The sequence below is a fragment of the Rhodanobacter sp. MP7CTX1 genome, assembly GCF_014205795.1.
Lineage (GTDB): Bacteria > Pseudomonadota > Gammaproteobacteria > Xanthomonadales > Rhodanobacteraceae > Rhodanobacter.
The window spans coordinates 406,150-424,153 of sequence record NZ_JACHCN010000001.1 but is presented as its reverse complement, the minus strand read 5'-3'; the positions used below and the strand labels follow the sequence as shown (position 1 = coordinate 424,153).

Below are 18,004 nucleotides of genomic sequence, written 5' to 3'. Positions count from 1 at the left end.
GGGATGGAGAAAGTCATGGACAAGAATCGCATTGAAGGCGCCAAGCACGAAGTGAAGGGTGCCGTGAAGGAAATAGCCGGCAAAATCACGGGTAACAAGGGGAAGGAAGACGCCGGCAACTTCGAGAAGTACGCGGGCAAACTGGAAAAGGAAGCAGGCAAGTCGGCCGACAAAGCGCGAGCCGAAGCAAAGAAGCAATAGTCTGCACGTCCTTGAAACCTTCTCTATAAAGAGGTCCCGGGGTCGACGCGTGGTATCGGCTGCACGCTGCGATGCCTTGCATTCAACGGCTCTGCTGCGGATGCGTCGTCGGACAGCACAACAGCAATGGTTGGGCTGCGATGAGCACGTTGGAAACTTGAGATGGGTTGGCCGTAGCGGAACATGCATCTGGCGACATGAGCTGTGATTCGTGTGGTATCGGCCACAGGTCTGAAATGGCTGTGACGAAAGTTCGTCTGATAGCGCGACGCGATCGGTATCGACACAACGCCCAGGCCGGCCTCACGCGACGCACGGATCAAAATCGCTGTCTCAAATACAAAGCCTTCCTCAGCTGACTCCGCGAGTTCCAATGCAGCGCGGGGGTACCAACGCTGACCGCTCTGCGTATCGACGACGGGTTGCGCGCATGCCCAGGAAATCCACCAGTCCGCCACCGCGTTGGCTCGACGGCGAGACGCGGGCTGTTGCTCGCGATCCACCAAACGGGCGCCGATGATGACGGCGCCCGGATAGAGACGAGAGGCCGCAGCCATGCGCGGAATATCAGCAGCCAGGTGCTGACCATCTCCATCCATGGTGGCGACGGCGTCGACTCCCATGCGCAATGCTTCCCGAAATCCCGTTCGCAATGCCTCACCCTTGCCACGCTTGCTGTCATGTCGGAGCAGCGTGACTGGAAGCTCGGAGACGATGTCGGCCGTTCGATCCTGTGAACCATCGTCGACCACGATGACTGGCCTACCCAACTTGATTGCCGAACAAACGACTTCCCTGATCGCCTTTTCCTCGTTGAAACAGGGAATAAGCACGCACCAGGATGTGGAATGATCAAACATCAAGTGCTCCTTTCAACGTGGTCTCGGGGAATGGCCTCGACTCCCACATATAGCGATGGCCTGCGACTCGAAAAGCTATCGCGGACTAGATCGCTACGACGTGAACAGAAGATCGATTCCGGCAGGCTCCCACCATCGCGCACTCGCTCAGCCTGCCACTGCGAACGGTAGAAGGGCAAGCATTGGCATTGGACCTGGCATGGCGATCCCTGCCATCTCGGCTGTCGCTGTTTCTGGCACGCTCTTCCAGCCTGCTCGGCTGCGCCGGTGACCGGTGCAGCCAGATAGCTGTCTCAGCGCAGCTCAATCACCACCAGGCCCTGCGGTGGAATATCGAGGTCGAACCTGCCGTTCTGCACAACCAGTGATTCTGGAACGCCGGGTTTCGCTGCCGCACGCAGTTGCACAAGCTGTTCACGACTGGGAAAGGCCGGCCGCCCCATGCGGTCGAACGCGGCAACCGCGTTGCCGTGGGTCTGGTCCAGACGCCACACGGTGGCGTGTGCAGTTGCCGGCAGCGACGCTATGTCGACGCTGAAGCGCCGATTCGATCCGGAAGGTTCGCCGACCTTGTAAACGGCCGTATCGCCGACCGGCGGTGCATAGTTCCACAGCGCCATGACCAGGGTGCCATCGACGCGGCGGGTGACGATGGCCGAATCGGACGTCACCTGCAGTTGCTGTTCGCCAAGCCGGTGCAGCATCGCAAAGGCGTTGTAGGCCGGTTTCGGAATGCGCTCGGCGGCGATCAGCCCAAAACCGCCGTAGAACGGCGTCTGCACCACGCCCTGCTCCTCGAACACATCCGAGAATGCCCAGTAGCTCATCAGGTCGACCTTGCCGGCACACTCGCGGATGGTGTTGGCCATCCACGGGCCCATGTACACGGTGTCGGTGACATTGGGCAGATTGGCGTACGAGGCGTTGAACTCGCTCATGATGAAAGGCAGCTTCGGGTATGGCGAGGCCAGGATTTCACCGTGCACCTTGTCGACCGTGCGGCACACCATTTCCGACCGCGGGATGCGCTCGTCGGTATGGAATACGTCCTGCGCCTTGTCATCACCGTAGACGTGCGTGCTCACGAAATCCACCGGCACCTGGTCGGCATGCGTGTGTGCGAGGAAGGCGCTGACCATGGCGCCTTGTGCAGTGGCAGGGCCACCAACACGCAGGCGCGGACTGACGGCTTTCAACGCGCGTGCCGTGTGATCGTAAAGCGTGAGATAGGTGGGTTGCACCGGCTTCCCTGCCCAGAAGCCGTTCGGCTCATTCCATACCTCGAAATACCACTGGGATACTTCGTCGATCCCATAGCGCTCGATCAGGTGATGCGCGAACGCCTCGATCATCCCGTCCCATAGCGCGTAGTCCTTCGGCGGCGCGATGTTCGGGTGATACCAGAACGCCTGCAAGGCCTTCGGATCGGACGTCATGTCCGCCGGCATGAAGCTGAGCTCGACGAACGGCCGGATGCCGCGATCAATCAGGCCGTCGTAGATCTCGTCCACGTAGGAAAAGTTGTAGACGGGCTTGCCGTTGCCGTCCAGATGAAACAGGCCGACGTCGTCGTTGAAGATGCCATGGAAGCGTATGTAGCTGAAACCCGTGGCCTGATGCACGGCACTCAGGTCGGAGCGGTAATCGTCACGCAGCGCCAGCACGGCGCGGCCGGAACCGAACATCTGCTCCCAGAAATGCGGGAAGGGCGTGCCCTGCGCCTTGGCGTCGACATGGATCTGCACAGTCGCGCTGGCGGCCGTGGCGGGGGGTGCAGCATCCGGCGCCGAAAGGTCGGTGGCGAATAGACCGGTAGCGGACACGCTCGTGGCCAACATCCCCAACCACAATCCGGTCAACAGATAGATCGATTTCGCTTTCACATAACCTCCGTGTGCCTACACAAACGATGAAACCCTATTCATCCAGTGCCAGGCCGTTGCTCTCGATCACCTGCGCATAGAGTTTCGCGGTGGCCTTGGCCGTGCGCTGCTGGGTGGCAAAATCGACGTGGTACAAACCGAAGCGCTTGGAGAAACCCAGCGACCATTCCAGATTGTCCATCAGCGACCACGCGTAGTAGCCCTTCAAGTTCACCCCGGCCTCGATCGCATGGTGCAGGGCCTTCAGGTGCTTACGCAGGTAACCGGTGCGCAGTGGGTCATCCAGCACACCATCTTCTGCTACCGGCGGATCGTAGAACGCCGAACCGTTCTCGGTGATGTATAGCGGGATGTCGCCGTAGCGATCCTTGAACCACGTCAGCGTGTCGACCAGGCCCTGCTCGAACACCTCCCAACCGGTTTCGGTATAGGTCTTGTTCGGCTGGCGTACCGGCGTGGCCTTCAGCGGGTACTGCTTCGGATCGTGCTTCACCACCGCGCGGGTGTAGTAGTTGATCCCGACGAAATCAACCTTCTGCTGGGTCAGCTTGAGGTCGTCGTCCGGAAAATCCGGCCACGCGTCGCCGAAGATCTCCTTCAGCTCGGGCGGATAACTGCCGAGCAGGGCCGGATCGGCGAACTGCTGGTTCATATAGGCATGCGCGCGACGCGTGGCGGCGAGGTCTTCCGCACTGTCCGAATGCGGATACTTCGGCTCGATGTTGAACACCACGCCGATCTGGTGCTTGCCATGCGCGCGATACGCCTGGATTCCGGCGCCACTGGCCCGCATCAGATTGTGCGCCGCGATTGGCGCCTCGTACTTGCTGCGATGGCCTGGCGCCAGCGCGCCGTGCAGATAGCCGCCATCGGTGACCACCCATGGCTCGTTGAGCGTGGACCATAGCTGCACGCGACCATCCAGCGCCTTGAACATCACCTCGGCGTACTCGGCGAACCAATGCGCGCTGTCGCGATTCAGCCATCCACCGCGGTCGTCCAGCGCCGCCGGCAAATCCCAATGGAACAAGGTGGCGTTCGGGGCAATGCCCTGCTCGAGCAGTTCGTCGACCAGTCGCGAGTAGAAATCCAGACCCTTCGGGTTGATCCGGCCGGTGCCCTCGGGCAGCACGCGCGCCCAGTTGATGCTGAAGCGATAGCCTTGCAGGCCCAGCGCCTTCATCAACTGCACGTCGTCCTTGTAGCGCCGGTAGTGGTCGCAGGCGATGTCGCCGTTATCGTCGTTCGCCATCATGCCTGGCGTGTGAGCGAAGCGCTGCCAGATACTGGGACCCGCACCGTCGGCGAGCGGCGAGCCTTCGATCTGATAGGCCGACGTCGAGGCCCCCCAGAGGAAGTTCTCGGGAAAGCGGAAGCTGCGAGTCATGGGCAATAGCTCTTGATGCCGCAGTGCGGCTTGAAGTAAACGATTACATGACGAGAATAGCCTAACGTCGAGTCGATGTGCAGATGCCCTGCACATGACAACGCCGCGGGCTCACACAGCTCGGCACCATGTGAGGAGCCCGTAGGAATGGCAACCGTATGCCTGGATAGAGTGCGCAAGGTTTACCCGAACGGCCATATCGGCGTGGCGGGCGCCAGTTTCGATATCGCCGATGGCGAATTGCTGGTACTGGTCGGCCCTTCCGGCTGTGGCAAGACCACCCTGCTACGGATGATCGCCGGGCTGGAATCGATCAGCGATGGGACGCTCAGCATCGCCGGCCGCGTGGTCAACGACGTGGCGCCAAAGGAACGCGATATCGCGATGGTGTTCCAGAACTACGCGCTGTACCCGCACATGACGGTGGCGGAGAACCTCGGCTTCGGCCTGCACCTCCGCGGGCACAAGCCCGCCGAAATCGAGCAGCGGGTGCGCGAGGTGGCGAAGACCCTGGAACTGGATCAGCGCCTGGGGTCGAAGCCTGCCGCACTTTCCGGCGGCCAGCGCCAGCGCGTCGCGCTGGGCCGTGCCCTGGTCCGCAATCCGAAGGTGTTTCTGCTCGACGAGCCGCTGTCCAACCTCGACGCCAAGCTGCGCCTGAGCATGCGCGTGGAGATCGCCCGGCTGCACCGCCAGCTGGGCGCCACCATGATCTATGTCACCCACGACCAGGTTGAGGCGATGACGCTGGGCCAGCGCATCGTGATGCTCGATGGCGGTGTGATCCAGCAGATCGATACGCCGATGAACCTGTATGAACGCCCGGCCAACCTGTTCGTCGCAAGCTTCCTCGGCAGTCCCGCGATGAACCTGTTGCGCGGCACCTGGCGTGCCGACAATGGCCTCAAGCTTGCCACCACGCAGGGGGATATCGCGTTCGGATCAGTGCCGCAAGCAAGTTCACTGGAAGGCTGGCTGAATCGCGAGGTGATCCTCGGTGTACGACCCGAGGATTTGCGGCTGCTCGACTCCAACGCCGATGCCGCGATCGAGGCCACGCTGGAGGTGATCGAACCGGTTGGCAACGAGGTCTTTCTCAACCTGCGCTATGGCAACCAGGCCCTGGTTGCGCGCACTCCGCCACGCACGCTTCCCGAACCCGGCAGCACGCTGCACTTCGGCTTCGCCTGGGAACGACTACATTTTTTCGACCCACAGGCAGGTGTGCGCATTACCCCTCTGTCCCGTTCGCCCTGAGCGTAACGAAGCGAAGTCGAAGGGCAGCCCCTCTACCCCGTTCTCCCTGAGCGTAGCGCAGCGAAGTCGAAGGGCGGCGCGCACAACTTATTTGCGGACTGAATCAATAGCCGGGAAGCTGAATCGATAACCCTGCCCGACCTAGATCCGCACCGACACGCTACGGTGCCGTACCAGCTCCAGGTAGCGGAATGCTGAGCACGGCAGGCAAGCTACGAATCACGATCTCGCCACCGTGCCAGTCCACCGATTTTCCATTGAGTGATGCCATGCCCAGTGGCTTGCCCGGATACGGCCACGGCAAGACGAGACCGCCCGACGGCATACTCTGGCCAGCAGGAATACGCAGCACCAGTTGCCCACGCTCCTCGCGCAAGCTGTAGCTCAAAGCTCCCCACGGTGTACGCAGGCGCTCGATGGCCACGCCGCGACCGGCGAACCATGCCGGATCGAGACCGGCAGCAAGCACCATCGATCGGTCCGCGACACGCTCGTACGCAAACATGTCATACACCGAGCGCAGGAAATCCGAGGCAATCCAGGCATGTGGCATATCGCCAACAAAGCGTGGCTGGCGCGGGTCGCGCCCCACCACTTCGGCCCACTGGTTCCATGCGGCAGGACGACGGTCGGCAAGAAAAAAAGTCAGCAGCTGCTGGACGCGGTCACGCCAGTCCAGGCGCACAAAGCTGGCCACGGTACGCAACTCATAGGGCGTGTAATCGTCCCAGTGCTGGCTGCCGTCGCGACGTACCACGAAGCCCTGCCAATAACGCTGGAATGTCTGCGCCAACAGTGTGGGTGGCAGCCAGTCCATCGCATCGCCGGGCGATAGCGCGATCGTGGTCGAGGTGGCATCGAAATCGCCCAGCTCCGCTGCGCCGGGAATGTAGTCGATGCGGTGTTGCTGCATTGAAGTCAGGATCGAGGCTTTCAAGTCGGCGCGGAACTGATCGCGCGCCACCGCATAGCGGCTTGCTTCGTCAGACTTGCCCAGCGCAGCTGCCAGCTCCACCGCATCGTCGTAACCGATAAGCGACCAGAAGTCGTCCCAATACGAATGCATCGGCTTGGCCGAGTAGCCTTCGTGACTGATCGAGGCCGGCATCAGTCCATACAGCGCACGCCGGTCGCCAACCTGGTTGGCCGCCGTGCGTTCGCTGGCCCGCAACTGATCCATGTAGGCCACGGTGCGTTCGACATGCGGCCACAACGATTCAAGTCCGACGCGGTCGTGGCTATAACGCCACCACTGCGCGATGACGAAGATCAGCTCGCCCTGACTGTCGTTCTCCGGTACCGGATCGGAGCCCCGCGCGTCCACGCAGCATGGCACCTTGCCAGTGCTGAACGGGTGCGTGGCATACCAGCGCACGAATTCTTCGACGGCATCGGCATGGCCGCTGCGCAGCAAGGCCTCGCTCATCATCGCGCCATCGCGAATCCAGCTACGGCCGTACGAACGCGTGCCCGGTTGCAGCGCCGGGCCGTCGCGTGACATCAGGATCTGTGCTTGCGCACTGCGCGTTGTGTCGACGATGGCCTGCTGCGCCGGTGGCAATTGCAGCGTCACACGATTGAGTTTCTCCCGCCACGCAGCAGCTACCCGATCGCGCTGCCTTTGCAGCCACGCAGCAGCATCGGCGGGTGGGATGAACGGCTGGCCCTCGCCCGGCACCACCAGACCCAGCGTCACGTCCGCATGGGCCGGCACGGTCAGCCGATAGAGCAGTGCGCCCTGCGCATGACCGTCAGCGTCGTGCAGGGTGCTGATACGCGGCGCCTTGTCGCTGGTCAGTTGCTCGGGCAATGAGTTTGCCACTTCGCTGCTGGCAACAAACGCGGAGGGTGCTTGCAAGGGAACCACGTGCTGGCCGTTAACCTGCAACGCGTGACCGTCCCAGGCAAGGTCCTGGATCGGACTGATGCCGCCGGGCGTGTTGAGAAACTGCGTAGGCGGGTTCACCTGGAATGGGCGCATCAGCAGCGCCATCGTAAGCGAACGCGGCTGCGCGCCGTCATTGTGCACCGTGTATTGCAACAGGAGCCTGGAGCTCGCTGTTGTGCCGTCGGCCATCAAGGTGGTTTCCAGCCCGAGTTCGCCGGCCTGCCAGTGCACCGTAGGTATCGGCAAATAGCCATCCTGCAGGCTCTGCGTGGCTTTTACGCTTGCCCAGTCGATCAGATTGCCGCCATCAATCAGCATCGGCTCGATCGACCAATTGCCCTTGCCCACTTCCACCGCACCGTCTTCGGAGATCAGTGCCGAATGCGCCGCACCGCCATCCACGCCGACCAATGTCCAGTAACTCTGCTCACCGGAAAATCCGCGCGGGTACGTGCCGCGTGGCGCGTGTTGCGCCTGCTGCAGGAATAGCGCGTTCGAGGAAATGCTTGCCGGCATCGCTGACTCGCGCGCGGATGCCGGCGGCAGTGGCGTGAGCCGCAAACGGCTCACGCACAGTTCGCCCTTGCCGCCATGACCGGCATAGACAGTGAATTCCAGCGCGCTGCTCTGGCGCAGCGTTCGATCCTTGGCTGGCCCCCAGGCGGATTCGATTTCGCGCTTGCCTGCGCTGATCGTCTGCCACGTCGTGCTGGGTTGAAAGCCCTCGCGCCGGTACCACCACACGTTGTCGCCGCTGGCGTCGATCAGTTTCACTTGCAGGTCGTTCGCCGGCATCGCGCCACGCAGGTCGAACGACAACGCGTAATTGGTGGGAAACGTAATGGGCAACGCACGGCGCAAAGTGGCGCCACCGGAGACGCCGTTGAAATTGAAATCCAGACACAGCGCGCTGCCCTGGTTACCAACGGTCGGACGCAACGCGGTGCTGATGTCGTCGGTGCCTTCAGCATGCCAGAGTTCTGGATGGCTGAAATCATCCAGCGTTCTTGACTGCGAAGCATCGGCGACCCGGATAGTCAGGCCGATGGCGAGCAGCAGACCCGAAAGCAGAACGAACAAGAGTGGTCTGGCGCGATAGTTGTATGTAAGCCAAAACATCGCCTCAACCCTTCACGCTGCCCAGCAGCAGCCCTTCCAGGTAATAGCGCTGCATCGCCAGGAACAGCAGCAACACCGGCAACACGGTGATGACCGAGCCGGCCATCATCAACTCGCTGTCCTGCGCGTGCTCGCGCGCCAACGAAGCCAGTCCGATCGGCAAGGTGTAGTGCTCCTGTCCGGTCAGCACAATCAGCGGCCACATGAAGTCGTTCCACGCCGCCAGAAAACTGAAGATGGCCAGGGTGACCATGATCGGCTTCAGCAGCGGCAGCACGATCTGCCCGAAGATGCGCCACTCGCCGGCACCGTCGATGCGCGCAGCTTCGATCAGCTCATCCGGAATACCGCGTGCATACTGGCGCACCAGGAAGATGCCGAAGACGCTGGCCATCGCCGGCACGATCACGCCTGCGTAACTGTTCACCAGGCCGATGTACTTCAGCAGCAGGAACAGCGGCAGCATCGCCACCTGGGCGGGAATCACCAGCGCGCCGATCAGCGCCTGAAACAGCCGTTCGCGACCGGCGAAGCGCAGCTTGGCAAACGCGTAGCCGGCCATAAGATTGAACGCCAACGACAGCGCGGTGATCACACTCGATACGGCGAGGCTGTTGATCAGATAGCGTCCCATGCCAGCATGCACGAACAGTTCGCGGTAGTTGCTCAGCGTGGCATGCACCGGCAGCAGCGGCGGCGGCAGCGCGCTGGCTTCGCCCGGCTGCATGAAGGACACCGAAAGCATCCACAGCAGCGGGAACAGCGCCACCACGGCGCCGCCGATCAGCAGGCCATTGATCAGGGATTTTGCCCAGCTCTGGTTCATGCTTCGCTCCCCCGCCGCGCCAGTTTCAGCATCACGGCGGTCACCGCGAACATGATCAGGAACAGCAGGAACGCCACCGCCGAGGCAGAGCCAAGGTTCCACCACTTGAAGCCCTCGTCGTACATCAGATACAGCACGCTGGTCGTGCTCTGCAGTGGGCCGCCTTCGGTCATCACATAAGGCTCGGCAAACAGCTGGAAATAACCCGAAACGGTGAGGATGCTCACCATCAACATCGTCGGCCCCAGCATTGGCAGAGTGATGTGGCGGAACTGTCGCCATGCGGACGCGCCGTCAATGCGTGCGGCTTCATAAAGATCGGCAGGAATCGCCTGCAGGCCAGCGAGGAAGATGATCATGTTGTAGCCGAAGTTCTTCCACACCGCGAACAGGATGATCGTCGGCATCGCCCAGTGCGGATCGCCCAGCCAGTCGATCGAATGGATGCCGAAATGGCCCAGCACGAAGTTCGCCATGCCGTACTTCGTGTTGAACAGATAACGCCAGATCACCGCCACCGCCACCACGGTAGTAACCACCGGCGCGAACAACGCGGTGCGGAAGAATGGTTTGCAGCGTGCCAGCGGTGAGTTCAACAGCAGCGCAGCGCCGAGTGACGTACCCATCGACAACGGCACACCGACTGCCACGAAATACACCGTGTGCCCGAGCGCCGACCAGAACAGCGGACGCTGCAATAGCGCCCAGTAGTTCTGCAACGCCACAAAGCGCAGGTTGTGGATACTTGCCAGCGCGTAGAGATCGTAATCGGTGAGGCTGAGCGCAAGCGCGGCGATCACCGGCAACAGGAAGAACACACCCAGGACCAGCAGAGCGGGCGTGAGGAACAGCCACGCGGTGCGTTGGGGGTTCATCGGCTGGCTCCTGCATCGGGATGCGCATGATCGAGCATCCAGCGGCGCTTCTCCAGGATGCGGTCGGTGCGGCGATTCATCTCGGCGACGGCCTGGTCAATCGTCAGTTCGCCGGCAACTGCCTGCGCGGCAATTAGCTGCATCTCGTTGGCGATGCGCTCCCATTCGGGCACCGCCGGCGTCGGCCGTGCCCGTTCCAGCTGATCGCGGAACGCAAGCGCCTTCGGATCGTCATGCAGCGCACCACCCTCCCACGACGAGCGCCGCGGCGGCATGTCACCCAGCAAGTCGTAGAAGCGCTGCTGCACCTGCGGCTGTGACAGGAATTCGATCAACTGCCACGCAGCATCCTTGTGCTGTGACGTGCGGAAGATCACCAGACTGGAACCACCCGCCGCACCGATGCCGGCATCGTTCGGGCCAGGCAACGGCGCGGTCGACCAGTCGTCCTGCTGGTCGGCCGGCAGGCGCTTGCGGAACTCGCCGATATTCCATGGACCGGACAGATAAAACGCGTAGACACCGCGACCGAATTCCGACCACGGGTTGCCGGCCTCCACGTTGGTGATGGCCGGCGCCTGATGCTGGCGGAAAGTATCCACGTAGAACGCCAGCGCACGCCTGAAGCCGGCGCTCTCGAAATTGCCGTAGCGATTGCCGTCACGCAGCAACGGATCAGGCTCCTGCACCGCCAGCGACATCAGTTGCTCGTACTCGTTGGTCGGCAACAGGACGCCGTAAGTGTGACGCTGTGGATCGCTCAGTGCGGCAAGCATTCGCCTCCACTGTGCCCAGTCGCGCGGCGGCGCATCGAAGCCGGCGGCTTTGAGCAGATCCTTACGGTAGAACAGCAGCCGCGTGTCGACGTACCACGGCACGCCGTACAGCGTGCCGTCGACCACATTGGTCGCCCAGATGCTGGCGAAGTAGTCGCTCGGCTTGATCATCGCGGAACGATCAACACGTGCCTGTAGCGGTTCCATTGCATCCAGCGCCACCATTTCAGGTAACCATGTGTTGCCTACCTGGGCCATGTCCGGCGTCGAGCCGCCAGCAAACGCGGTGAGCAATTTCTGGTGCGCCGCACTCATCGGCAGCTGCTGCACGTTCACGTGGATGTCGGGATGCGCCCGCTCGAAATCCGGCAACAGCTTGACGACCGCTTCGCCTTCGCGGCCGATCGTCCAGAACGTGAGCTCATGGCTGGTGCCCGGTGCGCGTCCGCAACTACTGACCAGTGCGACGCAAAGCACGATGCGCGCCAGCCACGGGCCGCGTCGCATCGAACACAGGTCGAGCGATCGACGCAACCAGCCACCGTGCTTCATGTCGCCGGTGGTTCTGCGCTTAGCCAGCCGCCACTGAAGCCGGCGCGCTCAAGCCCCTTGCGGACATATGGATTCTTCTTCATCACCTTCCACACGAAATCGCTGCGCCAGTTTTCGATCATCAATACGATCGGCCCCTGGTCGATGCCCAGCTGCTTGGTGTCGGCCCAACCCTGGCCTGGCATCAACTGGCCGCTGCGCGGTCGTGACTTCGCATGAAAGGTCGGGTTGAACGCATCCACGAAACCGTACTGATCGTAGATGGACGCGCCATAGCGATGTTTCATTTCCTGCAGATCGGGTATCACGATCTCCGGCGCGAACGCGATCGAGCCCCCCGCGGCGGTCGGTGCGATGGTGCCGTCATCGGTGATGTCTTCAAGACCTGCGCCGCGCGCGGTGTAACCGTAGAACTTGCGCTCGGTGGTGCCGTCCGTCACCTCCATATCGCCCGGCCCATTGCTGGCAGTCAGGCCCCACACATTGGCGCCGTAGCCGGTCCAGCCGGCAGGATTGGCGATCGCGTAGGCGCGCTGTGCGTAGGTTGCGCGACGACTGTTCTCGAAATAATCCAGGTCGTGCTCGCGGCTCCACGAGTCGCGAATGCCGCGAAAATCGACCCAGACCTCGGTGTATTGGTGACCGAACAGCGGGGCGAAATTGAGAAAGGTCTGACCCTGGAAAGTACCCCAGGTGCGGTCATTGGTGGACAGCCACGCCTTCCAGGCATCGGCCTCGACTGGATGGGTCGGCGAGCCCAGCGCGAGGATGTAGACCAGCATGCCCTCGTCATAGCCCCTCCAGTCGGATGGAATAAATTTGCCGCCAGGGGTCCAGCCCATGCTGATCAGCGGCCTGCGCGGCTGCATCCAGGTCCAGTCGACCTCGCGGTAGATCGCATCGGCGAGTTGCCGAATCTCCTTTTCCTGCGGAGTCTCGCGGTCGTAGTACGACTCGGCGAACAGCACCCCACCGAGCAGCAAGGTGGTATCGACACTGGATAGTTCGACAAAACGCTTCACCCGCTTGCCGGTCTGCATGTCGAGGAAGTGGTAGTAGAAACCGTGGTAACCGGTGGCATCATCCTCGCTGTCGTTCTGAGGCGCATGCCTGAAGAAGCGCAAGGTCGCGAGCGTCCGTTCGACCGCCTGTTCGCGCGTGATATAGCCGCGCTCGACACCGACGCCATAGGCAGTCAGGCCGAAGCCTACCGCGGCGATGCTGGAGAACGAGTGGCCCGGATAGGCATCGGGTATCAGGCCGGTCTTCGGGTCCGCACTCTGCCAGAACCATTCGAACGTGCGCTGCTCCAGATCGTCGACCAGCAGCTGTTGCTGCCTGGGCAACGCGGCGTAACCATGGTCCGCAGTCCTGGCCGTAGCCAGCGACTGCCAGCCCGTGCCGAGTACCAGCAGGGCAACGAGTACGGTGCTGTGCAGGATCCGAAAAAGTTTGCTATGCATGTGAAACGCTCTAAATCACGACGGGGGCGTGTGGAACCAGCTGGCGGTCAAGCCGCCATGCTGGGTGCAGCACAGTAGCGATCGATGAATGCCTGGTGCGGCGGCATCGAATCGACGCAGGAGTTGATGACGTGACTGACGCTGGCCATGAATCCGGCCAAGTCCTTGTCCGACATCTTGTCGACTAGTGGATGGTAGCTCTGCGGCACGATGTGCTGGCCGAGCATCACCTGCACCCAGCTGACGATCGCAAACATTTCCTCGGCATTGCGAAAGAAGCGGCCGCTGTCCTTGAAGAGGCGGATATTGTCCTGCAGCTGCGCCGGAATCGACATCGTGCGGCACTGGTTCCAGAACGGTGTGTCGTTCCGTTCGGTGGCGTGATAGTGCAGGATCAGGAAATCGCGGATGCGCTCGTATTCGAACGTCGCCTGTGCGTTGTAGCGATCGATCACGACTTCACTGAAATCGCGCTGCGGAAACAGACTAAGTAACCGGGCGATGCCCGACTGGATCATGTAGATGCTGGTCGATTCGAGCGGTTCCAGAAAGCCACTCGCCAGGCCCAGCGCGACGACGTTCTTGTTCCAGAATTTCTTGCGCACCCCGGTGGTAAAACGCAGCGGGCGCGGATCGCTCAGCGGTCGACCATCCAGATTTTTCAACAGAGTCGCGGCCGCCTCGTCGTCACTGATGTGCGCGCTCGAATAGACATAGCCGTTGCCGGTGCGGTGCTGCAGAGGGATGCGCCACTGCCAGCCGGCGTTGCGCGCCGTCGAACGGGTATACGGCGTGGGCGGCCCGACTTTTTCGCAAGGCACGGCCATGGCACGGTCACATGGCAGCCAGTGCGTGAAATCGAGATAACCGGTATGCAGCGCCTGCTCGATCAACAAGCCGCGAAAACCGGAGCAATCGATGAACAAATCACCTTCCAGGCGCTCGCCGCTCTCCAGGACGACCGCCTCGACAAAGCCGTCATGAGGTCGCAGCAAGGTCTGTGCAATCTTGCCTTCGGTGCGCAGCACGCCACGCTTCTCTGCGTAGCCGCGCAAAAACTTCGCATACAGTCCTGCGTCGAAGTGATATGCATAGGCAATGTCCGACAACGGCGACGTCGCTGGTACATCCGTAGCTGAAGCCATGAACTTGCCGCGCGGCGCCGCCACCGTGTTCAACGAGTACGCACCGATATCGGACGCCATGCCTTTCTGCATGGCCTTGATCCAGAACTGGTGAAACGGCAGCAGGCTCACGTCATGGCCGATCGTACCGAAGCCATGAATATATGAATCGCCGATCCGCCCCCAGTCATTGAACTGGATGCCGAGCTTGAACGTGCTCTGGGTTTGTCTGATGAATTCGATCTCATCGATTTCGAGCAGGTTGTTGAACAGTTTCAAGTGCGGCACCGTCGCCTCGCCCACACCGACGGTACCGATTTCCTCGGATTCCACCAGCCGGATCGAATATTCGGAACCGAGTACCTTGGCGAATGCCGCCGCGGCCATCCAGCCAGCGGTGCCCCCGCCGACGATGACAACATTTTTTAGGCGAGTGTCGGTCATGAGATGCCTGCAACCAGCAAGAGATTAACCATCTTGATGCCCAGCAGCACAAAGCCTGCACCGTGCAGGCTTTGTGCTGGGGCCTGTATACCGTTGCCGGTATGGGCACTCCGGGAGCGGCCCTAAAAACTTAGGCCCACGGACAGTTTCAAGGTACGTGGATAGCCAGTGATATCGCCGGTCGGGTTATAGATGACCGGAGTCTTGCTAAATGTACCGTTAGCGCCAAAGTTTTCTATGTAGTTGACGTAATTGTTCCAGTTGAACGCGTTAAGCAGGTCGAACCGGACATAAGCGTTCAGGCCGCCGTAGACCTTGAAGTTTTTAGTGGCCTGAAAATCAATGTCGCGATCACCGTAGATCTTGCCGCCGATCAGGAACTTCCCGTTGCCCGGCGGTACGATGGACACCGAACGGCAACCTGCACCGGAGATACCGTTGGCGTCCTGATTCGTGGCCGGCGCCCCATAACACGCGAGGTTGAGATCGGGAATCGGCGTGGCCAGAGTCAGCTTGGCGCCAAGCACGAAACCCCATGGGCCAGCGTAGCTGCCTGTAACCACCAGGCGGTTCTTGGCGAGGGCTGCATTGGTGAAGGGATAGTTCCCGATCCTCTCGTAGTCGAACGCATACTGATCAGTCGGATCGGCGTTGTCGTTGTTCTGGCGTGCGTGACTATAGGTATAAGCGATCGTCGTGCCCCAGCCGGATTCATTGGTGAATGGCTTGTCGGCTTCCAGCAACACCTGTGTGGTCCTCGTCTCCAGGCCGTTGTTGCCGATGATCAGACTGCCAAAGCCAGGGATACCATTGCCCCACGGCTGGCTGCCGTTCTGCCAGAAAGCGCCGCTCGGATAGCGGTTGCCGAGGGTGAATACCAGGCCATCGTAGCTGAGGATGCGCGCAATGGTGGCGCTGGTATTCCAGTCGCCGAACTTGTTGCGCATACCGATGCTGAACTGGTCGGAGTACGGCGCCTTCAGGTTGTTGTTGACCATGTCAACTTCCTTGCCCGCCGTGGTACCTGCCACCAGCGACTGCAAAGTGCTGATGTCCAGGTACTTCGGATCCCACGTCAGACAGCTTGGGCCCAACAAGCAGGGCTCAAGCGGCGTGTTGAACAGGATCGTGGGTTGCGACAGCACCGACTTGGTCTGCTCGACCTGTAGCGATTCGTAAAGGTCGCGATCGTAAGAGCGACCAATGCCGCCGAAGAACACATGCTCCTCGTCACCATTGAGGTCGTAGGAGAAACCCAGACGTGGCTGGAACTCATTGGTCGGCGCGTGGCGGTTATTCCCGGTGCTGATGTAGTCATTGATGTTGACGCCGCCCTTCGCCAACGTCTGCGCGTAGGTCTGCCCCATCGGTGCGTTCGGATCCTGCATGTTGAATGCGGCAACCACGTTTGCCGGAGTGACATAGTCGAGGTATGAAGGAGTCTTTTCGTAGTCCCAGCGCACGCCGAGGTTCAGGGTCAGATGGTCGTTGACCGCCCAATCGTCCTGGATATACGTGCCGAACTGCTTGTCCGAGCTGGTGGCAACCGGACTCAGCCCCGGCGTCGGTGAACCGAATTGCACCTGGAACGGGATCGGTTCCGTGCCGTTCGCTTGAGTCACTGCATAGCTGTAGAGCGCGTTGGAATCGCCCGAGTCTTGCGCCGTCAGCCTCACCAGCTTGTACTTGACGCCCATCTTGATGACATGGTCGCCATTCCACTCGAAGTCGTTGAAGGTCAGGTCGTCCTGCAACGACGGACCCTTCTGACCCTTGTCCTGCTGGGCAAGCGGCGAATTGCCAGTAGTCAGAATCGTCTGATTCAGATTGGTGGCCTGCACATAAGTGGCACCATCGCCAGTGTTCACCGGCGTCGGCGCGAAAGACGCATCTTCGTAGGTACCCTGCAAGCGGTTGAACCAGCTATCCGTGCTGTGATCCCAACGAATGTCGAAGCGCTTGTCGGTATTGATCGTATCGAGCGCGGCGGATGCCGTGGAGGCTCCGCCAATACCACTCAACGAGGTTTCGTGACGGTATTTTCCGCTGATCTCGAAGCGATCCTTGTCGGACGGTTCGAAATCGATTTTGCCGAACCAGTCGTTTTCCTTGAAAGGCAGACTGGCAGGTCCGAACTGCGCCCGTGCGCTTGCCGGCAACTGACTGAAATAACTCTCGTCGCCACCCGGAACCACCGTAATCGGCGTATCGAATTCCTTGCCTTCGTAGGCAATGTAGAAGTGCGCCAGGTCCTGCGCGATCGGGCCACCAAAGTCGAAGCCATAATCCTTTTCGTGCGACGCGGTCTTGTGGCCGGCCGCTTCCTCAGACGGCGTCTCTGCACGCATGGCGGTATTGGTGAAGCTGCCAAACACGTCACCATGGTACTCATTGGTGCCGGACTTGGTTTCGGCGGTTACCGCGGCGCTCGAGATCTGGTCGTATTCCGCCTTGTAATTGGACGTGATGACCTTGTATTCGGCGACCGCCAGCTGCGGAAACGGGTTGCCCTGACTGGCGTTCTGACCGGTAATGCCGCCGGACAGGACATAGTTTTTCTGGCCCACACCGTCGATGTACACATTGATGGCGCTGCTCGCCTGGGCACCGGACTGCAGATTGGTATTGCCGTTCGCACTCCTCGTGAACACCATGCCAGGCACGGTATCGGCGAATTCGAGGAAGTTGCGCGACGCTTCCGGAATGGTATTGATATCGTGCAGCGACACCTCCGTGCCGACTTCCGAGGTCTTTACTTCTCTCAGCGTCGTTGCCGAAACCGAGACTGCTTTGAGGTTGGTGGTGTTGCCGGCCGATGGCGCGGTGCCGACCAGATCAAGCGTGGCGGTGGAGGCTACGGTGAGGGTGACGGTTCGTTCGGTGCCTGCGCCGGCATCCACCTGGTAGGTGCCGGGCGGCAGCCCAACCAGCGCGTAGCTGCCATCCTTGTCAGCGGTCGTATGTCGTACTGCACCCGTAGCAATTTGCTTGGCCGTGACCACCGCCCCCGCGGCCGCGTGGCCGCGCAAGTTGGCGTCGGAGCTGGCTGCAATCGACATAACCGATGTGCTGACGGCGAACGTCGCGAACGACGCCTTGATGATACTTGCGAGCATTTTCTTCTTGAAATACGTGTGCGTTTTCATGGCTCCCCTCCCGCAAAGACAACTGATTTATCGAACTTGAGTGCTTCCTGATACCGCGCGCGGCGCGCAGTCATGCATGCGCCCGCGAAATGCACACCGGATGACGTGTTGCTCTTTTCATGACCTAACGCCCTCCCTCAACAAGCTTTGAGTAGAGCCAGCCCTGGCCGCAGTCCTGTGCGATGAATGCTGGCGGGCGCCCT

General features: G+C 61.1%; 12 protein-coding genes. 2 read left to right on the top strand and 10 right to left on the bottom strand.

Annotated elements, in window-relative coordinates:
* The first annotated feature begins 15 nt into the window (after positions 1–15).
* The gene (locus tag HDE77_RS02000; RefSeq protein WP_184415453.1) at positions 16–201 is read left to right on the top strand and encodes a CsbD family protein; all 186 of its coding nucleotides are present in this window, start codon (positions 16–18) and stop codon (positions 199–201) included.
* Positions 202–224: 23 nt separating this feature from the next.
* On the opposite strand, the gene HDE77_RS01995 is transcribed toward HDE77_RS02000, so the two are convergent.
* The 3 genes from HDE77_RS01995 to HDE77_RS01985 form a co-directional block, all read right to left on the bottom strand.
* Complete coding sequence (locus HDE77_RS01995) at positions 225–1,061, bottom strand: glycosyltransferase family 2 protein (protein ID WP_184415452.1); 837 nt, start codon at positions 1,059–1,061, stop codon at positions 225–227.
* Positions 1,062–1,354: 293 nt separating this feature from the next.
* Positions 1,355–2,944, bottom strand: coding sequence for a glycosyl hydrolase family 39 (locus tag HDE77_RS01990; RefSeq protein ID WP_343206038.1), 1,590 nt, complete (start codon positions 2,942–2,944; stop codon positions 1,355–1,357).
* A 34-nt stretch (positions 2,945–2,978) separates the two neighbouring features.
* The gene (locus tag HDE77_RS01985) at positions 2,979–4,331 is read right to left on the bottom strand and encodes a GH1 family beta-glucosidase (RefSeq protein ID WP_184415451.1); all 1,353 of its coding nucleotides are present in this window, start codon (positions 4,329–4,331) and stop codon (positions 2,979–2,981) included.
* A gap of 147 nt (positions 4,332–4,478) precedes the next feature.
* Here HDE77_RS01985 and ugpC point away from each other — a divergent pair, with 147 nt between their 5' ends.
* On the top strand, positions 4,479–5,588 hold the full coding sequence (gene ugpC / locus HDE77_RS01980) for a sn-glycerol-3-phosphate ABC transporter ATP-binding protein UgpC (RefSeq protein WP_184415450.1): 1,110 nt from the start codon (positions 4,479–4,481) through the stop codon (positions 5,586–5,588).
* Between the two features lie 160 nt (positions 5,589–5,748).
* Here ugpC and HDE77_RS01975 read toward each other — a convergent pair whose 3' ends face one another.
* The 7 genes from HDE77_RS01975 to HDE77_RS01945 all read right to left on the bottom strand — a co-directional run bounded on the left by HDE77_RS01975 (position 5,749) and on the right by HDE77_RS01945 (position 17,801).
* Positions 5,749–8,595, bottom strand: a complete 2,847-nt coding sequence (locus tag HDE77_RS01975) for a discoidin domain-containing protein (protein WP_184415449.1) — start codon at positions 8,593–8,595, stop codon at positions 5,749–5,751.
* Positions 8,596–8,599: 4 nt separating this feature from the next.
* Positions 8,600–9,421, bottom strand: coding sequence for a carbohydrate ABC transporter permease (locus HDE77_RS01970; RefSeq protein ID WP_184415448.1), 822 nt, complete (start codon positions 9,419–9,421; stop codon positions 8,600–8,602).
* Positions 9,418–10,296, bottom strand: a complete 879-nt coding sequence (locus tag HDE77_RS01965; protein WP_184415447.1) for a sugar ABC transporter permease — start codon at positions 10,294–10,296, stop codon at positions 9,418–9,420. The genes HDE77_RS01970 and HDE77_RS01965 overlap by 4 nt, the downstream gene beginning before the upstream one ends.
* Positions 10,293–11,624 (bottom strand): sugar ABC transporter substrate-binding protein, encoded by a 1,332-nt coding sequence (locus HDE77_RS01960; RefSeq protein WP_255482482.1) that lies wholly within the window; start codon positions 11,622–11,624, stop codon positions 10,293–10,295. Before HDE77_RS01960 ends, HDE77_RS01965 begins: the two co-directional genes overlap by 4 nt.
* Positions 11,621–13,087, bottom strand: a complete 1,467-nt coding sequence (locus tag HDE77_RS01955) for a glucoamylase family protein (RefSeq protein ID WP_184415446.1) — start codon at positions 13,085–13,087, stop codon at positions 11,621–11,623. Before HDE77_RS01955 ends, HDE77_RS01960 begins: the two co-directional genes overlap by 4 nt.
* Positions 13,088–13,134: 47 nt before the next feature.
* The gene (locus tag HDE77_RS01950; protein ID WP_184415445.1) at positions 13,135–14,655 is read right to left on the bottom strand and encodes a tryptophan halogenase family protein; all 1,521 of its coding nucleotides are present in this window, start codon (positions 14,653–14,655) and stop codon (positions 13,135–13,137) included.
* A gap of 122 nt (positions 14,656–14,777) precedes the next feature.
* Positions 14,778–17,801, bottom strand: coding sequence for a TonB-dependent receptor (locus tag HDE77_RS01945; protein ID WP_184415444.1), 3,024 nt, complete (start codon positions 17,799–17,801; stop codon positions 14,778–14,780).
* Between the last annotated feature and the right edge of the window lie 203 nt (positions 17,802–18,004).

What these genes read in the sequence shown, in the direction of transcription:
- HDE77_RS01970 (WP_184415448.1), bottom strand. Translation starts at nt 9,421, where the DNA reads ATGAACCAGAGCTGGGCAAAATCCCTGATCAATGGCCTGCTGATCGGC.
- HDE77_RS01945 (WP_184415444.1), bottom strand. Translation starts at nt 17,801, where the DNA reads ATGAAAACGCACACGTATTTCAAGAAGAAAATGCTCGCAAGTATCATC.
- HDE77_RS01960 (WP_255482482.1), bottom strand. Translation starts at nt 11,624, where the DNA reads ATGAAGCACGGTGGCTGGTTGCGTCGATCGCTCGACCTGTGTTCGATG.
- HDE77_RS01965 (WP_184415447.1), bottom strand. Translation starts at nt 10,296, where the DNA reads ATGAACCCCCAACGCACCGCGTGGCTGTTCCTCACGCCCGCTCTGCTG.
- ugpC (WP_184415450.1), top strand. Translation starts at nt 4,479, where the DNA reads ATGGCAACCGTATGCCTGGATAGAGTGCGCAAGGTTTACCCGAACGGC.
- HDE77_RS01950 (WP_184415445.1), bottom strand. Translation starts at nt 14,655, where the DNA reads ATGACCGACACTCGCCTAAAAAATGTTGTCATCGTCGGCGGGGGCACC.
- HDE77_RS01995 (WP_184415452.1), bottom strand. Translation starts at nt 1,061, where the DNA reads ATGTTTGATCATTCCACATCCTGGTGCGTGCTTATTCCCTGTTTCAAC.
- HDE77_RS01975 (WP_184415449.1), bottom strand. Translation starts at nt 8,595, where the DNA reads ATGTTTTGGCTTACATACAACTATCGCGCCAGACCACTCTTGTTCGTT.
- HDE77_RS01955 (WP_184415446.1), bottom strand. Translation starts at nt 13,087, where the DNA reads ATGCATAGCAAACTTTTTCGGATCCTGCACAGCACCGTACTCGTTGCC.
- HDE77_RS02000 (WP_184415453.1), top strand. Translation starts at nt 16, where the DNA reads ATGGACAAGAATCGCATTGAAGGCGCCAAGCACGAAGTGAAGGGTGCC.
- HDE77_RS01985 (WP_184415451.1), bottom strand. Translation starts at nt 4,331, where the DNA reads ATGACTCGCAGCTTCCGCTTTCCCGAGAACTTCCTCTGGGGGGCCTCG.